Source organism: Streptomyces sp. NPDC001056 (assembly GCF_053598955.1).
This window is the reverse complement of record NZ_JBSFLI010000003.1, coordinates 299,327-323,895: the sequence shown is the minus strand read 5'-3', so window position 1 is coordinate 323,895 and position 24,569 is coordinate 299,327. Positions and strand designations below refer to the sequence as shown.

Below are 24,569 nucleotides of genomic sequence, written 5' to 3'. Positions count from 1 at the left end.
ATCACGTAGGCCCATACTGATCCTTCCGCACAAGGCACGGGCACCGGCACCGCTCGTCCCTCACCGGTCCGGTGTCTCCTCTGCCAGGAGGTGTTCCAGCCGGCGGACCAACCCGAGCGCCGTGGCACGCCGGTGCGGCGCGAGAGGGGTCGACCTGCCGTCCGCGCCGCCGCCCCGCGACGTGGTGAACCGCAGGGCGGTGGCCGCCTGCCGGGCGAAGAGCGACAGCAGGTCCAGCTCGGGAAGGCTGGAGCGGGCCTGCTCGGCCGGGTCGAGGACTTCCAGCACGCCGAGCACCCGCTCGCCGTGGATCAGCGGGACCGCCATCAGCGCGTCGGGTACGTAGTCGGTCGACTGCGCGAGGGAGCGGTCGAAGGACGGGTTGTCGGCGAGGTCGTCGACCACGATCGGCTCGCCGGAGACCGCCACCCAGCCGGCGATGCCGCGGCCGGCCGGGAAGCGCCGGCCGACCAGGAACTCCTCGCCGCGACCGGAGACGGCTCGGAAGACCAGTTCTCCCGCTTCCTCGTCGAGCAGAAAGACGGAGCTTGCCTGGGCGCCGAAGATCGCGCGGGCGACGTCGACGACGGACTGGAGGAGTTCGAGGGCCATCGGGTCGTCCGATGTGCTCGCGGGCTGCAGGCCGAGGGACACAGCTGCACCTTTCTCGTGTCTAGCTGACGTTGGCCGCGGAGGCGTAGAGGGCGCTCTTCACCTGGAAGGGCGTCATGCGGGGACCGAGGGACAAGAACCGGGCGCACATGCCGGTGATGAAGGGCGTCGCGTAGCTGTTGCCGGTGGAACGGATGGTCCTGCCGCCCAGCCAGGCCACTTCCACGTTCTGCCCGGGGGCGAAGAACTCCACGGGCGGGCGGGGGTTGTACAGGTGCAGGTCGGGGTCTTCCTCTTCGTGGCTGCCCACCGAGATCACCGATGCGAAACGCCAGGGGAAGCTCTCCACCGGGGTGTTGTGGGCCGACGCGACGATGACCGTGCGGTTGAAGTACGCCTCGTCGGCCACCGCGTGCAGTTCCTCCGCGAAGCGGGTCCTGGTCGTCGACAGACTCAGGTTGATCACGTCGAAGCCCTGCCGAACGGCCCAGCGCAGTCCTTCCAGCAGAATGTCCCCGGTACCGGAGAAGCGCTCGCCCAGCACGCGTACGCTGTACAGTTCGCAGTCCGGCGCGACCCTGCGGACGATGCTGGAGCAGGCCGTGCCGTGGCCGCAGGTGTCTCCGGTGTCGGTCTCCTCGACCCGGATGCCCTCGTCGTCCTTGACGACCACCCAGGAGCCGTCGACCCGGCCCACGGACGGATGGTCGCGCTCGACGCCGGAGTCGACCACGCAGACCCGTACCCCCTGGCCGGTGGCCCCGTCCAAGGCGCCCGGCAGTTGGATCCCGTCGGCCGCCACCGGGATGTCCACGGGGCGTTTGCCGAGCAGGCGCCAGGTGAGACCCTGGGGCGGCGCTGTCGTCATGGTTGCTCATTCCCGTTCGTGGAGGAGGCCCGCGGCCCAGCGCCCTCCGGGCAGATGTCCCTTGGCGGCGAACAGTGCTCGGGCTGCCGAGGCGGCGCTTCGCGCCTGGTCGTTCAGGCCGAGCAGCCGGAGGGTGTGCGCCTGGTCGAGGCGGGCGACGGCGTGTGCGACCGGGGAGTCGGTGCGTTCGGCGGACGAGACGGCGCGGGCGGCGAGCCGGAGGGCCTCGTCATGACGCCCCTGTGCGGCGGCGACCCGGCCCAGCAGGCCGCCGAACTCCACCGCTTCGCCGTGCGGGCGCTCGTTCCCCTGCCCGATCCGCCCGAGGACGTCCGCCGCCGCCTGCACGTCACCGCCGTCCATGTGCAGCCTCGCGGACTCCAGGCCGACGCTGTCCAGCAGGGCCACCGCGCCCAGCCGCCGCGCCGCCCCGGCCGCCGCGCCCAGCAGGGCGAGAGCCTGGTCCCGCCGGCCCGCCAGCCCCTCGACCATCGCGCTGAACAGCGGAAGCACGACCTCGGTCTCCGCGTACCCCAGCGCCTCGGCGAGCCGGGCGGCCTCCGCGAGGCAGTCCCGCGCGGTCGTCCACTGTTCCTGCAGGGCCAGCAGGACCGCCAGCGGACAGTTCAGGGTCAGTCGTACGGTCCGTCGTTCGCCGCCGTGCTCGCCGAGCAGCGTCCGGCACCGGGCCACGGCCTCGGGGACCGGTACCGGGCCGCGCCACAGGGAGATGCCGATCGCACCCAGGGCGGCGGCCCGTTCCGGCTCGCCGCCGGCGCGCACCGCATGGACCAGGGCCCGGGTGAGCCGGCGGTCCGCGTCGCCATGCCGGCTCAGGGACTGGCTGCGCTGGGCGATCCGCAGGCAGGCCCGGGCCTGGCCCAGTTCGTCCCGCGCCGCTTCGAAGACCGGCAGTACGGCTTCGGCGGCTGCCGCGGGCGACTCGCCCTCAGGGCCGATCGCGGCCAGGGAGAGCCTCGCGTGAGCGGCTTCCACCGGGTCGGCCGACGCTGCCAGCACCTCCTGGAGCAGCGCGCGGGCCTCGTCTGCGCGGCCCCGCGCGGAACGGGCCTCCCCGAGCCTGCGGACGGCTGCCGCACCGCTCGGTTGCCCGGACCGGTGCAGCGTCACGGCCCTCGTCAGCAGATCATCGGCCCAGGGGAGGTCGGACCGGTCCAGCGCCTGGGCGCCGGCCCGGCCGAGCGCTTCGGCGGCCCGGCCGCGCAGCGTCTCGGCGGCATCGTCCAGTCGCCCGAGCTCGCTCAGGTAGCCGTACGCCCGTTCCAGGTGACCTCCCACCGCCGCCTGGCCGGCGGCTCGTACGGTCGGCAGCTCCGCGGCCTTCTCGTGGCCTTCGGCCCGTGCCCGCTTGGACATGCACGTGTAGGTGACCTCCTGTACCAGTCCGCTGCTGAAGCGGAAGGACGCTTCGTGGCCGGGCTCCACGAGCCGCCGTCGGCTGAGCGTCAGCAGAGCCGCCGGCACACCGTCCGGCGTGCCCCCCAGCTCGGCCAGCTCACTCGCGGCGAACTCCCGCCCGATCACCGACGCGTGATCCAGCACCATGCGTTCGCGGGGCTCCAGGGCGTCGATCCGTGCCCCCAGCAGCGCCTGCACCGTGGGCGGCAGCTCGTCCTGCGACCCGGTCTCCGCGGCGGCCGCCAGCAGCTGTTCCAGGTGCAGGGGGTTGCCGCCGGCCCGCTCCAGAAGCCGGGTCGGCTCGGTGTCCCAGTGGGCGCTGACGTCCGCCAGCTCGGCGGCCAGGATCAGGGACTCGTCGTAGGACAGTCCCCGCAGCGGCAGCGTCCGGACCGAGGGCCCGGTCACGGTCGGGCGGGCCTCCAGCAGTTCGGGTCTGGCCACGCAGACGAGCAGGACGGCGGCCCGGCCCAGCTTCCGGACCAGCCGGTCCAGGACGTCGAGGAGCAAAGGCCCGGCCCAGTGGCAGTCGTCGATCACCAGTACCACCGGCTGCCTGGCGGACAGCGCGGTCAGGACCCGCACGAGAGCGGCGCAGGTGTCCTCCACCGACGGATTGGGGGTCCCGTCGAGCAGCAGGCCGGCGGAAAGCACCCGCAGGGCCTCGGTGACACCGCGGGGGACCCGGCTCATCGCCAGGAGCGAGGCCATCGCGTCGCCGAGCGGGCTCAGGCTGCCCTGGTCGCCGTATTGCCGGCACCGCCCGGTGCCACACGGGAACGCGCGGGAGAGGATCCACTCCCTGAGCATCCGGGTCTTGCCCTGCCCCGCCTCCCCGTGCACCAGGACGTGTTGGGCACCCCGGTGACCTGCGGCGTCCGCCAGAGCTCCGTCCAGCGCGGCCAGTTCGGGCAGCCGGCCGACGAACCGCACATCGAAGCGGCGCAGCAGTTCCGGATCGTCCGCGCCGAGCCCGAGGAGCCGGTACGCCTGGACGGGCTCGGCCCTGCCCTTGAGGGTCAGCGGTCCGACCGGCTCGGCGTGTACCGCCGCCCCGGCGGACCGCAGGGTGCCGGGGCCGATGAGGATGTCACCCGCCCCGGCATTCTGCTCCAGTCGTGCGGCGACGTTCACGGTCTCGCCCGAGACGAGTGCCTGGCGGGCCGAGGCGTCCGAACCGGACACCACCTGGCCGGTGTTGACGCCGATGCGGACATCGAGCCGTACGCCCAGGGTGGCGTCGAGTTCGGCGTTGAGCCCGTCCAGGGCGGCGAGCATGGCGAGGGCGGCGGCGAGCGCTCGGCGGGCGTCGTCCTCGTGCACGACGGGCACGCCGAAGACGGCCATGACGGCGTCCCCGATGAACTTCTCCACCGTGCCGCCGTGGAATTCGACCTGGCGGCGCATCACGTCGAAGTAGCGCAGCGTCACCGACCGCAGCGTCTCCGGGTCGAGGGTTCCGGACAGCGCGGTGGAGCCGACCAGGTCGCAGAAGAGTACGGTGACGACCTTGCGGGTCTCGGTCCGGTCCGCGGCGGTGGTGGACGGGGCGGCGCACGGCGATCCGCACGAGGGGCAGAAGCAGGCGCCGGGCGGCAGCGTGAACGCGCAGGTGGAGCAAGACATGGTCCAGGTCCCTCCCGGGTCGCGGCGTGGACTCAGAAGAGCGCGCCGCCGGCGATCTCGCTGTGTGCCTGCACTTCGGGCCCCACCTCGTCCAGCCGGCCCTTGATGTCCACCAGCAGGTCCAGTTCGTGCGGTGTGAGGGCCCTCAACACCTCCAGTTGCTCATCGGTGAGCGCGCCGACGGAGAATCCCGCCTCGTTCAAACGGCCGAGCGCTGTGCGGTCGTCGGTCATGACAGGCCTCCCGGGGCTGCTGCGAGATACGAGAACAGACGGGTGATCCCGTCGGTCGTGCGAAGAGCGCTGACGGCCACCGCGACCTGCTGGGCGGCGGTCAGCGGCAGGGTGTCGAGCAGGTCGTCCAGATCGGCGAGGTGCTCCGCGTCCAGTTCGGCGTGTTCACGCACCGTACGGAACGCGGCGGCGGGCAGACCGGTCCGCGCCGCGAGACGGTCGGCGAGCCAGGGCGCCGGGGCGTTGCCCTCCAGCACCCGGATGTAGCCGAGCAGGGCGACGGGGTGCTGATGCTCGATCCAGTAGTACTGCGCCCCGACCAGGTCGGCCACGACCGGCGACGGCAACCGGCCGAGGACCGCATCCGGGTCGGCTCCGGCCGCGGCGAGGTCTTCGAGCAACCACTCGTCGTGGCCGCGCTCGTCCTCGGCGTGCTTCTCCAGATACCGGCCGAGCGGCCTGGCGACGGGATCACGCGGGGTCAGCTCCGCACAGCGCCGGGCGGCCCGTTCCATCAGGGGTACGGAGGCCCGGATCAGCGCGTGCATCGCGTACAGGTACTCGACGTAGCGCGGGCGCAGCCCGGCGGGCTCGTGACGCCAGAGGGCGGCGGTCGCGGCGTGCAGCACGGGAGCGGCGAGGCCCAGCTTGACGCGCAGCGTGGCCGACGTGCTCGGGCGGGTCATCAGGGGCTCCGTGTGACGGTCGTGATGGTGGGGAGCGCCACCAGATCCGCGTAGGGCGGGCAGCCGTAGCGCCGCAGCAACTCGACCGGGCCGGCGTCGGCCTGTGTCCGGGCAGCTTCCCGGTCCAGCAGCTCGCCGACCAGCCCGGACGCGTCCCGTACGGCACCCGCGACCACGTCGGGGTGGGCGGGCAGGCTCCGGCATCCGACGCAGTAGCCGAACTCGTCGGCGCCGGGGGCGTGGCGGTGGTAGAGATGAGCCGGTCCGACGGCCCGGACCATCCGCAGCACCGGCGAGGACAATGAACGGCGGCGCACGGTCGCCCAGTCGTCCTCGGCGATATGCCCCAGTGACAGGTGCCCGGGGACGGGCCTGCGGTCCACCGCCTGCTGATTGCAGCAGGCCAGCACCGCGCCGTCGAAGGCCACCACCGGCCAGGCGGCCATCGCGCACGGCAGCGCGCGGTCCGCGGCCGGCCGCCGTGTGCCGGCGGCAGCCCAGGCGGCCGCCCTGCCCACCGGTCGCACCTCGTTGACCAGCATCGGCACCCGGTCGGCGAACTCCCGTCTGATGGCGGTGGTCACGTCGGCGAGGTAGGGGTCCCGCGGACCCGTGCCGACGAGATGGAAGCTGACGGCGATGCCCGCCTCCAGCACCTGCCGGACCGCACGGAAGACGTCCCGACGCGGTATCTCCCGCTCGTGGAAGGCGTCCAGGCTCGCCGAGAAGTGGTCGACGGCGGTGACCGCCCGCATGACCGGCGGTGGAACGCGGCCGCCCCGGGCGAAGAACATCCCGCTGAGCAGCACGCTGCGCGAGCCGACCGCCCTGACCAGGGTGGCGAGTTCGTACGCCAGGTCGGGCAGCAGCAGGGGTTCACCACCCGTCAGCATGACGACCTCGGGCCGGTCGTCGGCGGTGAACGAGCGGGCGAACCTCAGCAGTTGCTCCGCGTCGGGCTCTTCGCCCCGTGCGGTGGACGACGTCGAACAGTGGGCGCAACCGAGCGGGCAGCGCCGGGTGAGGGTGAGCAGCAGCCCCGCGCAGGGGACAGGACGCAGGCCCATGAACTCGGTCAGTTCCATGAGCCCCCCTCTGTCGGTCTTTCCGCGCGCCGTATGTTCGTGGCCGTCATCCACCACGTTCCCCGAGGTGGGATCAGGGCCGGGATAGGGGCGCCCAACGAGCGGTATATCCGCTGGTCGCGAGGCCGCGATTCAGGGGACACGGCCGTTACCCGGATCCGGCTCACCGGCCGTTGCGCGGCGGCGCGAGCTCGTGCAGGATCCGCCGGGCCAGCGCATCGTTCTGCCGGAAGAACGGCGCGTCACTGTGCGGCATCGACAGGGCCCCCAGGGCCCCGCCGGTGGCGAAGGCCCCGAGGGCGAACCGGCGCGGGTCGCTGCGGCCGGCCCGGTCCTCGACGGCGAAGCTGAGCTCGTCCACAGCCAGCCGCACCGCGGCCGCGGACCGCACCGCGCGCCCGCGTCCGGCCAGCACCAGACCCGTCAGCAGCGCGGAGCCGTCCGCCAGGATGTCGTCGTGCGGCAGCCGGGCCTCGACCAGGTGACGCGCGGTGGCCACCCCGGGCAGGCAGGTGGAGCGGGCGACGAACAGTCCTGACGGCTCATCGGCGGTGAGCGTGAGGTTGGCACCGAGGTAGCGGACCACGCCGGCCGCGGACAGCGCCCGCAACTGTTCGAAACGGTAAGGCGGCAGGCCGGAGCCGAGCAGTCCCGCCAGGCGTGTAACCGGCCCGAGCACCGCGGCCGCGGCATGGTCCAGCAGGCCCTCCCCGGTGGTGAGCACGCCCAGCAGCCCGGGGACGAGTGCGACGAGGGCGCCGAGGGCCGCGGCCTGGCCGCTGTACCGCCCTTCGGTGGCCCGGCGTACGCCACGCCGCAGGTGGGCGTCCATCCAGGCACAGAGAGCCGGTTCGTCCGCGAACGCCCGGTTCGCCAACGGGGAGCGCTCCGGCGGCAGGTCCATCCGGTCCTCGGGATCGGGCACCGCCCGGGCGACCAGGCGCGCCATCCGCGGGTCGTACCAGTCGAGTCCGGCGAACTCGCGGGAGAACTGGCCCCACGGCAGGCAGGTACGGGCCGGGTTCGCGAGGAACAGCTCGCGATAGTAGGCCCAGCCCAGTTCCTTGCACACGATGCCCAGCAACACGTCCGCGCCGCCCGGCGCGTCGGCGCTCACCAGTTCCTTGAGCCGTTCGGCGGTGGCGAACCGTGGTGGTTCGACGCGGGTGCCCGCGAAGGACTGCGCGGGCTTCGGACTCGCGGGCAGCCCGCGGCGCGAGCCGACCCGCAGCACCGGCTCGCGTCCGGACGGCCGGTAACGCAGGGTGCCGTCGGTATCACGCGCGAACACCCCGCCGCGTCCCTCGGTCACCAGGACCATCAGGTCGGCGAACGCCTGGCCGATGCCTGAAACGATCACTTCGCCGCCCGCGGGCAGCAGGTCGAGGTCGACGTCCGCGGTATAGCTGGGCGGGAGGTATCCACCGCCGTTGCGGTCCGCCAGCGCCGCGAACGCCTGTTGCCGCTCGTCGAGTCCGCCGCGCTGGTTGCCGAGGGCCAGCACGACGAGGTCCGCCCGGATCGCGCTCCCGGTCGAGAGGGTGACGACCTGTCCGCCGTCCGGCCGGTCGGTGAGCCCGACGGCCCGCGCCTCGTGCACCACCAGTCGGACGTTCGGCGGCAGCTCGGCCGCCGCTCGTCGGAAGCACCAGCGCAGGTACGCACCGGCAAGCCGCCTGCTGGCGAACGATGCCGGCCCGAGGGCACCCGCCTCGGCGGCCAGCCCGGGATCGTCCGCGATGGCTCGGCCGTGCTCCCGGGCCCACGCGTGCAGCGTCGGGCCCGGGTTCGGGCGGCCGGCACAGTCGACGCTGTCGTCGGTGAACATGGTGATGTCCTCGGCACGCGAGTTCATCCACAGCAGGGGTGACTGCCCGGCCCGCCACACGCGCCCCGACCCGGCCGGGAACGGGTCGACGACGTGGACGGCCAGGCTCGCGGTGTCCGGCAGGAGTTCGGCCGCGTTGACCGCGATCCGCTCCAGGAGGCCGGTCCCCCTCGGGCCGGCCCCGATCAGGACGAGGACCGGCGCCCGGTCCACTCCCGCGGTCTGCGACATGCGCTGCTCCATCCGGTCGTCGGTCATACGCCGCCCGGCCGGCCGATCCCGCAGGAGCGCTGCCCCGGGGCGGCCGCCGCGCCGGACGGCGGGAAGCGCGCTGCGTCATGGGGGCGGAGGCTTCGAGCAGGGCTTGTCCGGTCACCTCATCGGCCGGCCTCGGCGTACGCCCTGCCCGAGTTCATCGAGCGGTGCGCGCGGGAGCGGGCGACGGCCCAGGTGTCGCACCGTCCGCGGGAGCGCGACGCCGGGCCGCCCGGACGGCGGGCCACAGGCTGGGCGCGAGTGCCCCGAGCGCGAGTGCGCCCAGTGCCCACAGAGCCCGGTGGACGCCGATCCCGTCCCCGAGCGCACCGCCGCCGAGCGCGCCCAGCAGCCCCGCCGCGGCCGCCAGCACCTGGAGCGCGGCCATCGCGCGGCCCAGGGTGTCCTCGGGCACGCAGGCGGCGAACACCGCCGAGAGCGCGACGTTGGCGATGGCCCCGAAGAAGATCGGCAGGCCGATGCCCAGGGCGGCGCAGGTGGCCGCCAGAGGCAGCGGACCCGCGGACAGCGGTAGCAGCAGGCCGCACAGCAAGGCCGCGGCGAACGTGGTGATCACCACCAGCCGGGGATCCCGGCGCGGGCCCAGGACCCTCCCGGCCACGAGCGACCCGAGCAGGCCCGTGAGTCCGGAGAGCGCGAAGACCAGCCCGTAGGCCCCGGTCGGCAGGTGGATGTCGCGCAGCAGGAAGGGCCCCGTCAGCGCGCCCATTCCCGCCATGACAGCCGCCGGCACCGTGATGAAGACCAGCAGGATCCGCAGGAACGGGTCGCGGCCGAGGAACCGCAGTCCCGCCGCCGCGCCGCGCAGCGCGTCGGCCACCGAGGAACCGGCCTCGCGGGGAACCAGGTCGGGCGACCGCATGCTCAGCAGCGCCAGAGCGCTCAGGAGGTAGCTCGCGGCGTCCATCGCCAGGGCGGCCGCGCCACCCAGCACGACGATGGCCGGGCCCGCCAGGATCCGACCGATGAGCGCCGCACCGTACTGCCCGGCCTGGAGCCGGGCGCGCGCCGGGCCGACACCGTCCGCGCCGACCAGTTGGCGCAGGTGGACGAAGTAGACCGCGGAATCCAGTGTCCCCACCGCGCCCAGCACCATGCCGAGGACGACCAACCAGCCGATGTCCGCGACCCCGCTCGCGAGCCCCCAGGCCACCAGGGCGACGGTCAGCGCGGAGATCCCGTCCAGGGCTATCAGGGTCCGGCGCGGGCGGGCGATCCGGTCGGCCAGCGCGCCGGCGGGGAACCCGCAGACGAGCATGGGCAGCGCGGCCGCCGCGCTGACCAGGCCGACCTGTCCCGCCGAGGCGCGCAGCGACACGACGGCGACGACGGGAACGGCGATCGCGGTGAAGACGGAACCGAAGGCGGAGGTGGTCTGGCCCCACCAGTAGAGCGTGACGTCACGTCGCACGGCGGTCCCCTTCATGCGCGTACGCCGGCGGCCTGTCGCGCGAGAGCGTCGACGGTGAAGAGCGGATCGGGACGGGGGTCGAGCAGTTGGTCCAGGAAGAGCAGCACACCGGCCGATCCGCTGTACAGGTCGGCGCTGTACCGGAGCAGTTGGTCGCCCAGGAAGCGCACGCCGGTGCTGTGGGGTACCGCGAACTTGAACAGCCCGCGGGCGACCCGCAGCGCGGCGTGACGGCTGCTCGCGTCGCCCGTGACCTCGGCGTGGTCCGCGAGGGCGAAGCCCATACCGGCCAGGCCCGGGTAGAGGCCCGGCTGCGCGGTGAAGGTGGTGCGCAGCGGTGCGAGCAGGCGCGGCAGCGCTTCGGCCAGCCGCTCGTCGTCCACCACGCGCAGATAGCGGGAGACGGCGTGAGCGAGCCCGGCCGACCCGCAGAACAGATAGGGCATGCTGCGGCGGTCGGTCTCGGAGACGGGGAAGGTGAGACTCGGACAGTTTGGGTCGGTCGCCCGGTCCAGTTCGGCGTGCAGCAGCCGCACCCCGCGGGCGAGGTGGCCCGGGTCGCCGGTGACGCCCGCGAGCTGCTCAAGCATCAGGGCGATCCCGCATCTGCCGTGCAGCAGCCCGGTGGAGTCGTCGGGACCGAGTCCCGGAACGAGCAGTTCATCCGCCGGAAGCCCGGCGGCGAGTGCGAGCGCCCGATCGACATGGCCCTCGTCGCGGGTGTGACCGTACAGCGCCAGGTGTGTGAGCGCCACACCGGCGGCTCCGCCGAAGAGGGTGGCGTTCTCGGCGGTCAGCGGGTGGCGGTCGGCCGCCGAGAGCAGTTCGAGGGCTTCCTCCGGCATCCCGCAGTCGGCCAGCACCCAGGCGATGCCTGACAGCCCCACGTAGAGGCCGGGCGGCAGATCGCCGGCGGTGTCGAGTGCGTCGCGGCGCAGCCGGTCCAGCACCCGCTCGGGCAGCGGACGGCCCGCTCTGCGCAACGCGTGGACGACACCGGCCGTGCCGTACGCCACGCACAGCGTGTTGGTCAGGTACCCCTCGGCGATCGTCGGGAACACACGTGCCGGGTCGTCCACGTCCGCCATGGCGAGCAGCGCGTCCGCGGCCTTGTCCCGCAGCGCGGCGAGGTGCGGCGCCGGATCGTCGGCGACCTGCTCCGGAGTCGGGAGCCGCGGACTGCTGCCGGGCGCATGGAACTTCGTCGCCCGGGCCCACAAGGACGGTGCGACCGGCGCCCGTTCCCCCAGGTCGTAGTGCAGGTGTGCCAGGGAGTCGGGATTGCGCTGCGCCATCTGGTTGAACGGCGCCAGCAACATCAGGGCCAGGGCCGCCAGTCCGTACTCGTCGTACACGCCGGTGTCGTCGCCGATCAGCTCGTCCGGCGGTGTGAACCCGGGGGTGCCGGTCCTGGCGAACTCGGCGCCCAGGAGCTGGGCGCCCTCGAAGTCGACGAGGCGGACGCTGTCGTCCGCGCGGACGAGTACGTTCCCGGGGGAGACGTCCACGAAGAGGTAACCGCGGTCGTGCAGCCGGGCCACCGCCCGCTCGACTCCGGAGATGACCGTCTCGCAGCGCCGGTAGTAGTCGGCGATGTCCTGTGCCGAGCCCTCGGCCCCGATGAGCGGGGTGGAGGCCGCCATCCAGGCCCGCAGGTCGCTGCCTTCGATGAACTCCGTGACCAGGAACTCGTGCTCCCAGCCGCGCAGGTAGGCGATCGGCTCGGGTGCGAGACCGGGTGCGGTCCGGTGCAGCACCCGCAGGGTCCGCCACTCCGCACGCAGCTGCTCCTGCGCGGTGGCTCCGGAATCGCCGAGCCCGGTGTGCGCCCTGGCCTCCTTGACGAAGACCGGACGGCCCGTCGCGGTGTGATGCCCGCGGTAGGCGCCGCCGCCGTTGCTGTGGCGCACGACGGAGTCGATGGCGAAGTCGCCCAGCGTCACCGGTCCCGAGCCCGCCGCGGCCTTCCCGCCGGGGGCGGCCGACGGGACGAAGGGGTCGGTGACGCCGTCCGGCAGCTGGAAGGAGACGCCGCGCCGGTCCTCGACCAGCAGGCCGTTCCCGTCGCGTACCAGCGCCGTGGCCCTGCCGTCGGCCCGTACCCTGGAGCGGTAGGCGAAGGCGCCGTAGCGGTAGTGCACCGTGCGCGAGTCCTTGAACCGCCGGTCGGTGAGCACGTAGGGACCGTCCTCGTCCGTCAGCGCTTCGCGCAGCCGCTCCATCAGCCGACGGGCTGCCTGGACGTCCACCGGGTAGGCCGCGATGAACTTGCCGCTCTGCGACCGGGCCCCGTGCTTGTGGTGGAGCCACCGGTAGAACAGCTGGGCCGACAGGTGCTTGAAGGTGACCCCCTCGTCGAAAAGGACCTCCGCCGCGAGGTCGAGCACCTGGGCCAGGCGATCGGGACGGGCCGAGACATGGACCTTCCAGCCGTCCTCCGTCCCGTCGAGCCCGCCCCGTTCCCACTGCGTCCAGATCCCGGACCGGCGCCTGCGCCACCCCCCGGGGACCCAGCTCGGCCGGAACTCCGTGCCGGGCGCGCTGCTGCGCTCCAACGGCGCGTAGAAATCGCGGTCGGCAAGGGCGAATGCGATCGGATCCTTCATGGGCCCCTCCGGGACGGGACGTTGACCAGAACTGGGGAAACCGGGTGGCTGCGCGGCACGCGGACGGAGGGGTGCGAGACCGCGGTGACAGCGGCCGCGCACCCCGCCGGAGACGGGCGTCAGCAGACGATGCTGGCGGTGCTCTTCCCGGACTCCACCAGCCCGTCGGACTCGGGGGACGACAGCTCCTGGAGCGGCAGGATCGACTCGGCGTGCGCCTCGACCTCGGTCTCGTCGGCGGTGGGCTCGGTGTTCTCGGCCATGGAGATCTCCTTCGGGTAACGGCGTCAGCGGATTTCGCGGACACCCCCGAAGCTAGGAAGATCCGATTCAGAGACGGTCTACCAACGGTTTGGATCCGGCATTCCGGATCACCGTGCGTCCCGACATCCGGGCTTCATACCGAAAAAGTAGGGTGCCCCAGGGTAGGCGGACGCCGACGGACGGGGGCACGGGATGTCGATACGCGACGAAGACACCACGACGCTGGCCGGCAGGTCCGCGGCACTGGAGCGGCTCGGCCCGTTGATCGACGGCCTGGGGGAAGACGGTGTGCCCAGGGTGGTCGACGTCGTCGGGGAAGCGGGTATCGGGAAGAGCCGGCTGCTGGGGTGGATGTGCGCTCGGGCCCGCGGCCGGGGGTTGACGGTGTTGCGCGGCAGGGCCACGGAGTTCGAGCGGAACACTCCGTTCCAGACTTTCACGGACGCGTTCGCCGACGCCGACCTCGCGAGGCTCGGCAAGGATCTGGTGGCGGAGGCGGCGCCGGTGCTGCACGGCGTCCGCGGTGCGCGGGGCCAGGCGGAGGACGGGAGCACGCTCAGTCGCTTCGGCCTGTACCGCGCCGTTACGGGAGTGTTGGAGAGACTCGGGAAGCAGCGCGGACTGGTCGTGACACTGGACGATCTCCACTGGGCCGATCCCGCGTCCTTGGAGTTCGTCGACCATCTGGTCCGGCACCCGGTGCGCGGCAGGGTGCTGCTCGTGCTGGCGCGTCGCGAGCGGCAGACTCCGAACTCGCTCACCGCGGCTCTCACACGCGGAGTCGACAGCGGCACCGTGTTGCCCGTGGCGCTGGGGCCGCTGGGCGAACAGGAGTCGGTCAGTCTGCTGGCCCCCGACCTGCCCCCGGGCCGCGCGAGGGAGTTGTACGCCGCCAGCGAGGGCAATCCGCTGTACTTCCTGGCCCTCCTGCACGCGTACCGGAACGGCGCGTCATCGCCCGGCGTCCCCGCCCGCAGCCCGGGTGACAACACCGTCGGGGTGCCGAGCGGACTGGGTTCCTTGCTGCTGGACGAACTGACCGCGCTGACCGCGTCGCAGCGCCTGGTCGTCGAGGCGGTGTCCGTGCTCGGCGACCACGCGACGCCCGCCATGCTGAGCCTGATGACCAGAGATTCGGTACCCGCCGGACTCGACGACTGCACAAGCGAACTGACCAGGCGCGATCTGTTGCGTATGGGGTCGGACGGTCGGTGGACGCTGCGGCATCCGCTGCTGCGGGCGCTGGTCTACGAGAACACCGCCGCCCAACGGCGTACCGAGATCCACCGCCGCGCGGCGGCCGAACTGGCCAGGAGAGGTGCCTCCGCCGCCGAGCGGGCCCATCACGTCGAGCGGTCGATGGCCGACTGGGACCCTGGGTCGGCGGCTGTGCTGAGCGAAGCAGCCGCCCAGTTCGCCTCCACGGCGCCGGCGACGGCCGCCCACCTGCTCGACGTCGTCCTGCGGCTCCTGCCGGAGGCGCCCGCATACGCGCGACAGCGCACCGAGTTGATGCTGTCCCGGGCCAGAGCGCTCGGGGTCAGCGGCAGACTGCGCGAGAGCCGCGATCTGCTGCACACGGTGATCAGTACGGCGGGAGACGAGCACCCGGCGCTGCGCGCGGACGCCATTTCCCTGTGCGCCATGATGGAACGGCACCTCGGACACTCCCCGGAGGCAACCGCCCTGCTGCGCCGGGAACTGTCCCGCGCCCCCGGCCCGCCTCCCGGCCAGGCGGTCTCCCTCGGGCTCGCGCTGGGTATGTCGGCCCTGTTGAACGTCTCCTATCCCGACGTGCGGGCGGACATCCAGCGAACCCTCGCCATCGCCCGTTCCCACGGCGACCTCACCGGTGAGGCGGGGGTCCTGGCGCTGGCGTCGCTGGGAGAGGCGTACGAGGGCAGGACCGAGGACGCCGAGCGGTTCGCCGATGCCGCCGCCGCGCTCGCGAACAGTCTGACCGACCCCAGCCTGACGGACCTGTGCGAGTCCCTGGTGTGGCTGGCCTGGTCCGAGGCGCTGCTGGAGCGTTACGCCGACGCGGAACGGCATGCGAACCGGGGGCTGGACATCGCCCGCCGCAGCGGTCAACTGCACGTACTGCCACACCTGCTGATGAGCCGCGCCTACGCGCTTCTGAACACCTGTCGGCTGCCGTCCGCCCTGGAGTCGGCCGAGGAGGCGGAGTCCATCGCACGGACCATCGGCAGTGGGGAACTCCTGGCCTTCACGCTGTCCGTCAAGACCCTGATCCTGCTTCTGGCAAGCCCCCTGGGCGACGCCCGAGCCCTGGCGACCGCCGAGGAAGCGGTGGCGACGGTCGGCGAGAGCGGCACGTGGTGGGCGTCACTGGCGTGGTGCATGCTCGCCCAGGTGACCTCGGTGGCCGGCGACCCGCACCGCACCCAGGAGGCCATCCTCAAAGCCGGAGGCGGCCCCGAACTGGGGCGGCTGCAGCCTTCGCTGCGCCCCGCCCAACTGGAGACACTGGTCAACGCCGCCATCGCCACCGGCCACCTCGGCCAGGCCGAACGCTGGGCCGCACGAGCCGTCGAGGACGCGGCCCGCGTAGGACTTCGGGGCCAGCGTGCGGCCGCGCTGCGCGCCGGGGCCGCGCTCGCCGAGCAGCGCGGCGACACCCGTGAAGCCCTGCGCCTCTTCGACGAGGCGGCACAGGGGTACGGGCACTGCGGCGCGACCTTGTGGGAGGCGTACTCATTGCTGCGCGCCGCTCCCCTGGCGAAGGCTGCCCGGCACGGTCCGCGCGCGGTGGCCATGTGGCGCCGTGCCAACCGGATCGCCGTCGCCGGCGGCGCACGCCTGCTGTCGGACCTGGCCGAGCTCATACGTCCCCAGGTCGAAGGCTCGTTGCAGGTCCCCGAGGTGCTGGCCCAGCTGACGGCGCGCGAACTTGAGATCGCCGCGCTGGTGACCGAGGGACTGAGCAACCAGGACATCGCCACGAAGCTCTACGTCAGCCGCCGGACGATCGAAACCCACCTGTCGGCGATCTACCGCAAGACCTCGATACCCTCACGCTCAGCCCTGGCCAGCCTCATGACACGAGCCACCCTCGGTGAGCCTTCCTGAAACGGTGAGCGGGGACCCGCCGGTACGACAGCGCGAGGCCGGCGCACCACCGCGCCGCACCGATTTCCGCCGGACGCATGTATACGTAGTACGTGTCGGCGAACAGGCCGACGAGGCGGCGACCAGCACCACTCTCGGCGTCGCCTGAAATCCGGTTCCGGATTCTGGCTCTCTGACGTCAAAGCAGCGTGGGACAAGGAGCCCTGGGGCGGCTGCGGCAGGATCCAGCGGAGACGCGGCCCGCCGCTACGCCGCCGCCCCCACTCGACGGGGTGGGTAGGCGGGCGGACGAGCGCCTGCTCATCGGCGCCGGAGGCCGGGGTGGCAACAGACCCGGCGTCGCCGGAGGCCGGGCACTTCTCCCCCACCTGGCCACAGCCGGCGCCACCGAGGCGGAGTCGAGTTCTCCGGTGCGGGTGATCACTTCCTCGTCGTCGGGGGGCACCGACGCGACGCTGCGACCACCTAGGTGATCACCCTCGGGAAGCAATCGGGTCGGGCCGTGGACCTGAACCAGGACAGGACGCGGGGGTCGGGCTTCGCCGGCGTCGTGAACTCGGCAACGACGTCGGTGTCGAACAGGTAGATCACTCGGCGTCCGTCTGCTCGTCGCAGGAGCGGGCGCCGAACTCCAACCCCTCGAAAGGCCGGGGGAGCGGGAACTCCTGGAAGCCGTCCCGGATGTCATGGATGGTCCTGGTTCCCGCCTGCCCGCGCCCAGCTTCGGGACGAGAGCGGGGCATCCGTCAGCCACTCCCGCGCAGCGGGAACCTCGGTCAGGAAGCGAGGACGGAGATGCCGTCGCCGAGCAGTTTCAGCCCCAGAACGAAGAACAGGACGGCCATCACGGCGACATTGTGCTGAGCTGCCCAGTCTTTCCAGTTTCCGAGCGTGGTCTTGGCCCGCTGTCCGCCGAGCAGGAAAACTCCCAGCGGTGCCAACAGGCCAAGGGTGGCGATCAGCACGAAGATTGCCAGCGAGGCGATCTGCTGCGCGACCGGCAGCCCCGCTGAGCCGATAGAGGCGCCCGCGGCGATGGTCAGCGGGGCGTTCTTGGCGTTGAGCGCGGCCAGGGCCAGCCCGAGTGCGAAGATCTTGATCGGGGCGAGGCGGTCGATCGCACCCATCCACTTCGGCAGTCGGGCTTGGGACGGGTCCTGTGGGCGCCGATGCCATTGCCGGGCGCCGAAGAGCACGAGGAACAGGCCCAGAGCGAGTTTGAGGGCTCCGACCCAGGTGGCCGGCTGATGGTGGGCCGAGGCATCGGAGGGGGAAGCGATCCCCAGCATCATCGCGCCCAGAGCCGAGAGTCCCAGGATCCAGCCGGCCGTGAAAAGGACCCCGTTGAGACGTCCCCGAGGCGTGGCGAGTATCAGGATGATCGCGATGATCGGGAGCGGGCTGACCGCGACGGCGGCCGCGAAACCCAGCACGTCACCGAGGACTTTGCCCATGGTTGCCTCCATGTGGGGTCAAGGTGGCGGTCCTGTTGAGCAGGGTTCGGCGGGAGCGAGGGCCACGACCGCGTGGGCGGCGCAACGGTTGCTCTGCGATCGGCCGCGCCGCTGTCTTCACGACCGCACGGGCGCGACACGAGGACGGCGACGTACGCGGCACGTCCGAGTTCCATCGTCCTGCGCCTGACCGGATCTGTCCTCGGGAGCCGCTCAGGAGGCGATGACCCCGGCATCGGCAGCCGTTCCTCACGTCCCCGGAACCGGTCGGCAAGTCGGCCCCGAGGCTGGTTTTCCTGCTCGACACCGAGGAACAGATGCGGCACGGAACGTCATCGGCCAGGGTGGCCATCCCCGGTGCTCAAGCGCCCAGGGGCCGGGATGCGACACAGCGCACCTGCCCCGAGGATTGTCGTGTGAGGGCGATGGCGCCCCATACCCGGACGCTTGGCGACCCTCGCACCGACGCGTGGCGGGAGAATCTCACGATGACTGCGACGACAGGTGCGGCCCCATCAGCTCACCCCGAACGTCCGGGAAGGTCGGACGGGGTCTGCAGCGAGTTCACCGTCTTCACCAAGATCAAGCCGGGCGAGGCCGGTGCGTTGCGCGAGGATCTCGCCGCGATGGCCGACGCGGCGGCTGACGAGAAGGTCCATGCGGCGGTGCGTCAGATCGGCACCCTGCATGACGCACGGCACGTGATCTTCGACAACGACACCCGGTTCATGTTCGCCAGCGTCTTCGACGGCTCCTGGGACACCTACATCGACGACTTCGCCAAGACCGTGGTGGGGGCCCGTTTCGACAAGGTCTTCTCGCACAGCGAAGGTTTCCCCGGCGTCGGCGATCCAGGGGTGAAGGACTGGTTCGTCGCCCACCAAGCGCCCGCGAACGTGTTCGTCAGCGCCTATCCCGATCTGACCGTTCAGCAGATCTACAAGGACCAGCGCGTGGACGAGGCGTTCCAGGAGGTGCTGGACACTCCCGAGTTCCGGGCGGCGCTTGAGAACCCGGGCAATGCGGAGTTGGTGGCCACGCCTGCCTTCCAGAAGCTGCTGGAGGAAGCCTCGGCCTAGAACCCGGATACAGGACCCCCGCAGGGCCGACCCGACCTCGGTCGGCCGCGTCGGCGGACGTGCACCAGTCACTGCAGGGGTACCCACCGCAGAGCCCGATGGGGAGGCACAAGCAATCATGAGCACCGCGGACAGCGGCAGCGAGGCCGACGTGAGCGTGGAGATCGACGACGTCCAGAGCGGAGCCCTGCGTCCGCGCCCCGTGCCCTATGCGGGAAAGTACGTCTTCCTGCGCGTCGACGACCGCCACGCCGGGCGCGCCCTGCTGCGGCGGCTGCTCCCGCTGACCTCGGGTGGCCTGCCCGATACGGACCGCGGCCAGGACACGTGGGTCGCTGTGGCGTTCACCTATCAGGGGCTGAGGGCCCTGGGGGTGCCCCAGGAATCGCTCGACAGCTTTCCGCGGGCGTTTCGTGAGGGCATGGCCGCTCGGGCGGAACTGATCGGCGACCTGGGCGAGAGCGCACCGGCCCACTGGGAGGCGCCGTTCGGAACCGGTGATGTCCACATCGCGCTGAGCGCCCTCTCCTCCGACACGGCGCAGCTCGACCAGGAACTGGAGCGGACCCGCGTCGCCTACGAGGACACGCCCGGCGTCCAGGTGATCTGGCAGCAGGACGTCCGCCAGCTCCCGACCGGGCGCACCACCTTCGGTTTCCGCGACGGCATCAGCCATCCGAACATCGAGGGCGTCGGGCTGCCCGGCTCCAACCCGCGGGAAGCCCCCCTCAAGGCCGGCGAGTTCATCCTCGGCTACCCGGACGAAACCGGGAACCTGCCCCCCATGCCCAGCCCCGATGTGCTGGGACGCAACGGGACCTACGTGGCCGTGCGCAAGGTCCACACCAGGGTGGCGGCCTGGCGCAGCTACCTGCGCGCCCACAGCTCCAGCGCCGAGGAGGAGGCGCTCCTGGCGGCGAAGATGGTCGGACGCTGGCCCAGCGGGGCACCGCTGACGCTGTCGCCGGAGCACGATGATCCGGAGCTGGCGGCCGATCCGCACCGCGTCAACAACTTCCTGTACCGGGAGAACGACGACCGGGGGTTCCGGTGTCCAGCCGGTGCGCACATCCGGCGCACCAACCCCCGCGACTCCACCATCATCGGCGACGCACGGATGCACCGCCTCATCCGCCGCGGCACCACCTACGGGCCGCCGTTGCCCGAGGGGGTGCTGGAGGACGACGGCGCCGACCGCGGCCTGATCGGAGCATTCATCGGAGCCAACCTGGAGCGACAGTTCGAATTCATCAAGGCCGAGTGGGTCAACGACGGCAACTTCATCGGCTACCCCGGCGAGAAGGACGCGGTGGCCGGACATCACGACGGAACCGGCAGCGTCACCATCCCGGAGAAGCCGGTTCGGCGCCGTCTGCGGAACCTGCCCAGCTTCGTGGTCACCCGCGGCGGCGAGTACTGCTTCCTCCCGGGGATGCGTGCCCTGCGCTGGCTCGCGGAGCTGGAGGACTGAGGGCAGTTCCTGCCTCCTGAGACCCCGACCACGGTCTTCGAGGAGAGGTCGAAGTCATGGCAACACAGTTCGTCCCCTACACGCCGGACGTCGAGAACGACGACCCGGACTTCGACCGCAACGTGCAGACGGTGATCGAGAAGACCGAGAGCTACATCGCCGAGTCGGTCAGCGCCGGTGGCACCGGACAGGCCCTCCGCGACGCCCACGCCAAGGGCTACGGCCTGGTCCGGGGGGAGGTGGAGATCCTGGACGGGCTGCCCCCCGAGTACGCCCAGGGAATCTACGCGACCCCGGGGGCCCACGACGCGCTCATCCGTTTCTCCAACGGCTCGCCGCACGCCGGAGCCGATGCGCGACTGGGCGCCGCCACCGGACTGGCGCTGAAGCTCTTCGGCATCCCCGGCCCGACCCTGCTGGAAGACGAACCGGACACGGGCACCTTCGACTACGCCAACATCAACGGTCCGGTCTTCTTCTGCAACACCGTCGAGCACTACCTGTTCATCCAGGACCTGTTCCTGAACGCGCCGGCCTACTTCTCCCAGGGCCGAGCCGGCGCACATCGTTTCTTCACCGAGTTCGTGACGGGAAAGGGAACGCTTGACCAGGACGACTGGGCGTGGGACGAGTTCCTGGCGTTCCTGCGGCTGTCGAAGATCCCGCCGGCAAACGTGCTGCTGTCGAGCTACTGGACGATGGGCGCCGTCCGGCACGGGGACTACATCGCGAAGGTGCGCATCACCCCCGACCCGTCCTTTGCCGCCGCCGTCGTCCGGCGCACCATCGACCCGACGTCCGCGCCGGAGGTCTTTCGCCCGGCCCTGGAAGCCGAACTGCGGGAACGGCCCTACGCGTTCGACATCCAGGTCCAGCTCTGCGCCGACCTGGAGCGCATGCCGGTGGAGGACACCACCGTGGAGTGGCCCGAACAGCTCTCGCCCTCCGTCACCGTGGCCAGGCTGCGGCTGCCGCGGCAGGACATCTCCGGCCTGGAGAACCTGGAGAAGATGGACGCGCTGTCCTTCACGCCCTGGCGGGTCACCGCCGAGCACGCACCCCTGGGCAACATCATGCGGGCCCGCAAGGAGGTCTACCGGCGATCCTCCATCGCGCGCCACAAGCTCAACCAGCAGCCGCGCAGGGAGCCGCGCAGCGCCGACGAGGTACTTCCCGGTCTTGGTCGTCAACCACTCTGAGGGGCCGCCCTGTGACCTCTGTGCCTCCCGTCGACCAATCCCCCGTCGGTGAGGAGCTGTTTGGCCCAGATGGTCTTGCCGCCGGCCGTGCCTCGTCGGAGGCGAGGTCGAGCTGTGCGAGGGTGCGTACGGCGGAGCAGATCTGCCCCCTGCAGGCGGCGGCCTCGACACCCATGGCGGGTACGTCGCCGACGGCGAGGGCCACGCGGGCTCCGGAGAGCGGGAGTACCGCGACGCGGGCGCCCGAGGACCCCGCTCGTCGGCCGGATCAGCCGGTCCTCAGGGACGGGATCCGCCTTCGCCGACTGACCCGCTGGCAGGCCGAGGACATGCGCGAGGACATCGCGGACCTGGCTGCGGAGTCCGTCGCGGGCACCGCCGGCGAGGCGTACCACGACCGCGGAGACTTCCTGCACCGCTTGGCGGTCACCGCCCACCGCCCCGGCTTCGCCCTGCTGGTCGCCGAGACGACGGTGCTGGCCGGTTGCGCCTTCGGTCTTCCGGTGGGCTCTGACGGCTCCGCCCGCCGGGGGTTCGACGGGACGCTCCAGGAGATCATCCAGCGGCTCGCCTCCGCGCACGGTTCGTCGTCCTCACTCAGGTCGTGGCCCATCCGCACGCTCAGCACCGCGACATCGCTCGCAGCCTGCAACAGCGTCTGCTCACAGACCCGCACTCCTCCCTCGGGGTCACCCTGCTGCATCCTGCCGACCAGGCAGGACAAGCCGCCTTCTCGTTCTGGGGCCGGCAGAACATGGGTGAGGTCGTCGGACTGCCCGGCCCCGTCGCCCCCAGCGTGTTGACCCTGTCTGTCGAGGGGCAGCCCTTGGCACGCCGATGATCTGGCAGAGGAGCGATGAGCCGGGGGTCGTACCGGCCGGGGCGGTCACGCCACCCCTCGTCCGCCGTACGGACCTGTCCCGACGCGATGGCGGTCTGCCTCTCCACGCGATGGCTGCACGCCACGCCGCTTGCCACGGCCGGGAGTAACCTGACAGGTACCGAGAACTCTCGGGCGCACGACCACGGCGGCGCCGTTCCCGGCGAGTGACAGACACGGGCAGCCGAAAGCCGCCCGGAATGGGATTCGCATGATGAACGCCATCACGAAGCCCGCCGAAGGCACGGCGCCAGGCGACGGACACTCCTACCGGATGCCATTGCCCCGGCTGCGCCTCACGCCGGACGTCAGCCATGGCCCGCTGGACGGCGCATGGTGGCCGCGCTGCGACGCACTGGAACTGGAGCTGCCCGCGCTGGTCGGCTCCTTGGATCCGAGCATCGGCACGGTCACCCGCGTGACCGTGGGGACCGCCGCCTGGCCCGATGCCCCGCAGGAGGTGATGGCGCCCGGCCATGTGATCGAGGTGGTTTTGACCGACCTCGCCGTCGAAGCGCATGCCATCACCGTGGACTGCGGCACCGTGGGGCGCTGGGAACTGCTGGTGATCCCCCCGGACGAGCCGGCCGGAGCGGCCACCCGGCTGCTGACCGCTGCCGCCGACCCCGGGAACACACTGCCGGCTCCGCGCCTACTGGCACTCGCCGAGAGCGGCCTCGGCGGACAGGACACATGGGAGTCGGAAGGAGGGTTCGGACTCAGGTGAGAGGCTTGATCCGGACGGGCCCGGGTGACGGGGCCGGCCCCAGGGGCATCCGCGACCCCTCGTTGGAGCGATGACAGTGCCAGACCCTGCGCCGTCCCAGCCCGCCGCTCCGATCGACTCGGACCATGACGGGTGAGGGGATGACGGCCGGACAGCGCGCGGACCGCTCCGAGAGCTTCGGGGAAGCTCTGCTGGGAGAGATCCTCGATCGCGCGCATGAACTGCCGCCCCATCTCATCGGGCCCTTGGTCGCCGACGTGGTGGAGCGGCTAGGGGGCCGCCGACCGCAGGTGCTGCTACAGGACTACGGCCAGCTGCTGCTCGTACCCCTGCCCGGCGACGGCCTCACGAACGGCGAACCGCGGGTGATCGACGAGTCCGAGGCGGGTCGCTGCTTCCTCGACGCTCATCCCGTCGAGGTGCCCGAGGACGACGGCGTGCGAATCTTCCTGCCGCTGCTGGACGGCGGCGACCAGGTCGGGGTCATGGCAGTGACGCTGGACAGCATCGACAACGACGACCGCCGCATACTGCACAGGATCGCCGGCCTCGTGGCCGACCTGCTCGTGACCAAGCACGGCTACTCCGACCTCTTCTTCGGTGTCCGACGCAGGGAACCGATAAGCGTCGCCGCCGAGATCCAGTGGGCTCTGCTGCCACCGCTGGCGATGATCATGCCTCGGGTCGCCGTGGCCGGGATCCTGGAACCCGCCTATGACGTGGCGGGTGACAGCTTCGACTACGCCCTCAACGGAGACGTCCTCCACGTGGCCATGATCGACGCGATGGGGCACGGACTGGACGCGGCCACGATGGCGACCGTGGCCATCGGCGCCTACCGCCACGCCCGCCGCGCCAGCACCGGGCTGCCGGAGATCTACGCCTTCATGGACCGCGCTGTGGCGGACCAGTTCGGCCCCGAGCACTTCGTCACCGCGCAGATGCTGCAGCTGGACACCACGACGGGACATCTCCAGTGGGTCAACGCCGGGCACCCGTCACCGATGCTCGTCCGTGATCACCGCGTCACACTGCGGCTGACCGGTCCGACGACCCTCCCTGTCGGCTTCGGGGGTCCGGAGCCGCTGACGAGCGAGATGAAGCTGGAGCCGGGGGACCGCCTCCTGTGCTTCACCGACGGGCTGATCGAGGAGCACGATGCCGGGGAGGAGGAGTTCGGGGAGGAGCGGATGATCGACTGGGTGAACCAGCTGGAGAGAACCGGCCGCGGAATCCGGGCGGTGGCACGCTCCCTGTCCCACACGCTCAAGCGCGCGCGGGGCGGACACACCACGGATGACGCGACGCTGCTCCTGGTGGAGTGGCGTGGCTGATCTCAGTCCGGCGGCACCTGCGCGCTCGCGGTGTCGACGAGTATCTGAGTCGCCCGGGTGACGTTGTCGGCCCGGACGGCCTGGGCCATCACGGCGTGGGCGGCCTCGGGTGCTGTGTCCGGCGGAACCACCGGCAGCGAGAAGATGTCCTGGTCACCTCGGGTGATCAGCACGGTGTCGTCGCCCAGCGGAAACGAGTCGATGTGTACCACCTTGTCGTCGACGACGAGCCGCGTCGGGAGCCCCCTTCCCCGGCCGGGCGGACGCCGGGAAACAGGCCGCGCATCGGAGCCGGTCATGAGGATCACCCGTCTTCGGGAATCGGTGCGATCACGGGACTCGCCTCGCCCTTTACACGCTACCGTCGCCTGGCTGTTGGCGGGAATGCCCATGGCTGCGACCTTCTACCAGCTTGCCTTCG

19 protein-coding genes are annotated in these 24,569 nt (G+C 71.7%); 6 read left to right on the top strand and 13 right to left on the bottom strand.

The features are described 5' to 3' along the window. Window positions 1-60: 60 nt before the first annotated feature. The 10 genes from ACWDD7_RS06235 to ACWDD7_RS06190 form a co-directional block, all read right to left on the bottom strand. Complete coding sequence (locus ACWDD7_RS06235) at window positions 61-612, bottom strand: GAF domain-containing protein (protein WP_450456563.1); 552 nt, start codon at window positions 610-612, stop codon at window positions 61-63. Window positions 613-673: 61 nt separating this feature from the next. Further along, window positions 674-1,480: a S8 family peptidase gene (locus tag ACWDD7_RS06230; protein ID WP_351863941.1), complete on the bottom strand. Its 807-nt coding sequence runs from the start codon at window positions 1,478-1,480 to the stop codon at window positions 674-676. Between the two features lie 6 nt (window positions 1,481-1,486). After that, the gene (locus tag ACWDD7_RS06225; RefSeq protein ID WP_450456527.1) at window positions 1,487-4,525 is read right to left on the bottom strand and encodes an adenylate/guanylate cyclase domain-containing protein; all 3,039 of its coding nucleotides are present in this window, start codon (window positions 4,523-4,525) and stop codon (window positions 1,487-1,489) included. Window positions 4,526-4,557: 32 nt separating this feature from the next. After that, window positions 4,558-4,758, bottom strand: coding sequence for an aroma-sacti cluster domain-containing protein (locus ACWDD7_RS06220; protein ID WP_351863935.1), 201 nt, complete (start codon window positions 4,756-4,758; stop codon window positions 4,558-4,560). Then, window positions 4,755-5,444, bottom strand: coding sequence for an iron-containing redox enzyme family protein (locus ACWDD7_RS06215; RefSeq protein ID WP_351863933.1), 690 nt, complete (start codon window positions 5,442-5,444; stop codon window positions 4,755-4,757). The genes ACWDD7_RS06220 and ACWDD7_RS06215 overlap by 4 nt, the downstream gene beginning before the upstream one ends. Then, window positions 5,444-6,529, bottom strand: coding sequence for a radical SAM protein (locus tag ACWDD7_RS06210; RefSeq protein WP_450456526.1), 1,086 nt, complete (start codon window positions 6,527-6,529; stop codon window positions 5,444-5,446). The genes ACWDD7_RS06215 and ACWDD7_RS06210 overlap by 1 nt, the downstream gene beginning before the upstream one ends. 163 nt (window positions 6,530-6,692) lie before the next feature. After that, entirely contained in the window at window positions 6,693-8,588 is a 1,896-nt protein-coding gene (locus ACWDD7_RS06205) for an FAD/NAD(P)-binding protein (RefSeq protein ID WP_450456525.1), read from the bottom strand. 181 nt (window positions 8,589-8,769) lie between these two features. Further along, complete coding sequence (locus tag ACWDD7_RS06200; RefSeq protein ID WP_450456524.1) at window positions 8,770-10,044, bottom strand: MFS transporter; 1,275 nt, start codon at window positions 10,042-10,044, stop codon at window positions 8,770-8,772. Window positions 10,045-10,055: 11 nt separating this feature from the next. After that, window positions 10,056-12,650: a class III lanthionine synthetase LanKC gene (lanKC, locus tag ACWDD7_RS06195; RefSeq protein ID WP_450456523.1), complete on the bottom strand. Its 2,595-nt coding sequence runs from the start codon at window positions 12,648-12,650 to the stop codon at window positions 10,056-10,058. A gap of 119 nt (window positions 12,651-12,769) precedes the next feature. After that, on the bottom strand, window positions 12,770-12,913 hold the full coding sequence (locus tag ACWDD7_RS06190) for a hypothetical protein (RefSeq protein ID WP_351863919.1): 144 nt from the start codon (window positions 12,911-12,913) through the stop codon (window positions 12,770-12,772). 193 nt (window positions 12,914-13,106) lie between these two features. Between ACWDD7_RS06190 and ACWDD7_RS06185 the strand changes: the two genes are divergently transcribed. Continuing rightward, on the top strand, window positions 13,107-16,004 hold the full coding sequence (locus ACWDD7_RS06185) for a helix-turn-helix transcriptional regulator (RefSeq protein ID WP_450456522.1): 2,898 nt from the start codon (window positions 13,107-13,109) through the stop codon (window positions 16,002-16,004). Window positions 16,005-16,591: 587 nt separating this feature from the next. Here the strand turns inward: ACWDD7_RS06185 and ACWDD7_RS06180 are convergent. Both ACWDD7_RS06180 and ACWDD7_RS06175 read right to left on the bottom strand, forming a co-directional pair. After that, window positions 16,592-16,747, bottom strand: coding sequence for a hypothetical protein (locus ACWDD7_RS06180; protein ID WP_450456521.1), 156 nt, complete (start codon window positions 16,745-16,747; stop codon window positions 16,592-16,594). Window positions 16,748-16,780: 33 nt separating this feature from the next. Further along, entirely contained in the window at window positions 16,781-17,458 is a 678-nt protein-coding gene (locus ACWDD7_RS06175) for a GAP family protein (RefSeq protein WP_450456520.1), read from the bottom strand. A gap of 425 nt (window positions 17,459-17,883) precedes the next feature. Here ACWDD7_RS06175 and ACWDD7_RS06170 point away from each other — a divergent pair, with 425 nt between their 5' ends. From ACWDD7_RS06170 to ACWDD7_RS06150, 5 genes are all read left to right on the top strand, one after another. Further along, window positions 17,884-18,537, top strand: a complete 654-nt coding sequence (locus tag ACWDD7_RS06170) for a hypothetical protein (protein ID WP_450456562.1) — start codon at window positions 17,884-17,886, stop codon at window positions 18,535-18,537. 118 nt (window positions 18,538-18,655) lie between these two features. Then, a complete protein-coding gene (locus tag ACWDD7_RS06165) occupies window positions 18,656-20,008 on the top strand; it encodes a Dyp-type peroxidase (RefSeq protein ID WP_450456519.1) in 1,353 nt (450 codons plus the stop codon). Between the two features lie 56 nt (window positions 20,009-20,064). Further along, window positions 20,065-21,207 carry a catalase family protein gene (locus tag ACWDD7_RS06160; RefSeq protein ID WP_450456518.1) on the top strand — a complete coding sequence of 381 codons (1,143 nt, stop codon included), beginning with the start codon at window positions 20,065-20,067 and terminating at the stop codon, window positions 21,205-21,207. A 1,154-nt stretch (window positions 21,208-22,361) separates the two neighbouring features. After that, window positions 22,362-22,814, top strand: a complete 453-nt coding sequence (locus ACWDD7_RS06155) for a DUF5994 family protein (RefSeq protein WP_450456517.1) — start codon at window positions 22,362-22,364, stop codon at window positions 22,812-22,814. A 140-nt stretch (window positions 22,815-22,954) separates the two neighbouring features. Continuing rightward, entirely contained in the window at window positions 22,955-24,148 is a 1,194-nt protein-coding gene (locus ACWDD7_RS06150) for a PP2C family protein-serine/threonine phosphatase (RefSeq protein ID WP_450456561.1), read from the top strand. Window positions 24,149-24,150: 2 nt separating this feature from the next. Here ACWDD7_RS06150 and ACWDD7_RS06145 read toward each other — a convergent pair whose 3' ends face one another. After that, window positions 24,151-24,540 carry a DUF5994 family protein gene (locus ACWDD7_RS06145; RefSeq protein ID WP_450456516.1) on the bottom strand — a complete coding sequence of 130 codons (390 nt, stop codon included), beginning with the start codon at window positions 24,538-24,540 and terminating at the stop codon, window positions 24,151-24,153. Between the last annotated feature and the right edge of the window lie 29 nt (window positions 24,541-24,569).

Coding starts and splice junctions, on each gene's coding strand:
- ACWDD7_RS06160 (WP_450456518.1), top strand. CDS start 20,065: ATGGCAACACAGTTCGTCCCCTACACGCCGGACGTCGAGAACGACGAC.
- ACWDD7_RS06185 (WP_450456522.1), top strand. CDS start 13,107: ATGTCGATACGCGACGAAGACACCACGACGCTGGCCGGCAGGTCCGCG.
- ACWDD7_RS06205 (WP_450456525.1), bottom strand. CDS start 8,588: ATGTCGCAGACCGCGGGAGTGGACCGGGCGCCGGTCCTCGTCCTGATC.
- ACWDD7_RS06175 (WP_450456520.1), bottom strand. CDS start 17,458: ATGGGCAAAGTCCTCGGTGACGTGCTGGGTTTCGCGGCCGCCGTCGCG.
- ACWDD7_RS06145 (WP_450456516.1), bottom strand. CDS start 24,540: ATGGGCATTCCCGCCAACAGCCAGGCGACGGTAGCGTGTAAAGGGCGA.
- ACWDD7_RS06230 (WP_351863941.1), bottom strand. CDS start 1,480: ATGACGACAGCGCCGCCCCAGGGTCTCACCTGGCGCCTGCTCGGCAAA.
- ACWDD7_RS06180 (WP_450456521.1), bottom strand. CDS start 16,747: ATGCCCCGCTCTCGTCCCGAAGCTGGGCGCGGGCAGGCGGGAACCAGG.
- ACWDD7_RS06170 (WP_450456562.1), top strand. CDS start 17,884: ATGGCGCCCCATACCCGGACGCTTGGCGACCCTCGCACCGACGCGTGG.
- ACWDD7_RS06235 (WP_450456563.1), bottom strand. CDS start 612: ATGGCCCTCGAACTCCTCCAGTCCGTCGTCGACGTCGCCCGCGCGATC.
- lanKC (WP_450456523.1), bottom strand. CDS start 12,650: ATGAAGGATCCGATCGCATTCGCCCTTGCCGACCGCGATTTCTACGCG.
- ACWDD7_RS06155 (WP_450456517.1), top strand. CDS start 22,362: ATGCCATTGCCCCGGCTGCGCCTCACGCCGGACGTCAGCCATGGCCCG.
- ACWDD7_RS06165 (WP_450456519.1), top strand. CDS start 18,656: ATGAGCACCGCGGACAGCGGCAGCGAGGCCGACGTGAGCGTGGAGATC.
- ACWDD7_RS06220 (WP_351863935.1), bottom strand. CDS start 4,758: ATGACCGACGACCGCACAGCGCTCGGCCGTTTGAACGAGGCGGGATTC.
- ACWDD7_RS06210 (WP_450456526.1), bottom strand. CDS start 6,529: ATGGAACTGACCGAGTTCATGGGCCTGCGTCCTGTCCCCTGCGCGGGG.
- ACWDD7_RS06190 (WP_351863919.1), bottom strand. CDS start 12,913: ATGGCCGAGAACACCGAGCCCACCGCCGACGAGACCGAGGTCGAGGCG.
- ACWDD7_RS06150 (WP_450456561.1), top strand. CDS start 22,955: ATGACGGCCGGACAGCGCGCGGACCGCTCCGAGAGCTTCGGGGAAGCT.
- ACWDD7_RS06215 (WP_351863933.1), bottom strand. CDS start 5,444: ATGACCCGCCCGAGCACGTCGGCCACGCTGCGCGTCAAGCTGGGCCTC.
- ACWDD7_RS06225 (WP_450456527.1), bottom strand. CDS start 4,525: ATGTCTTGCTCCACCTGCGCGTTCACGCTGCCGCCCGGCGCCTGCTTC.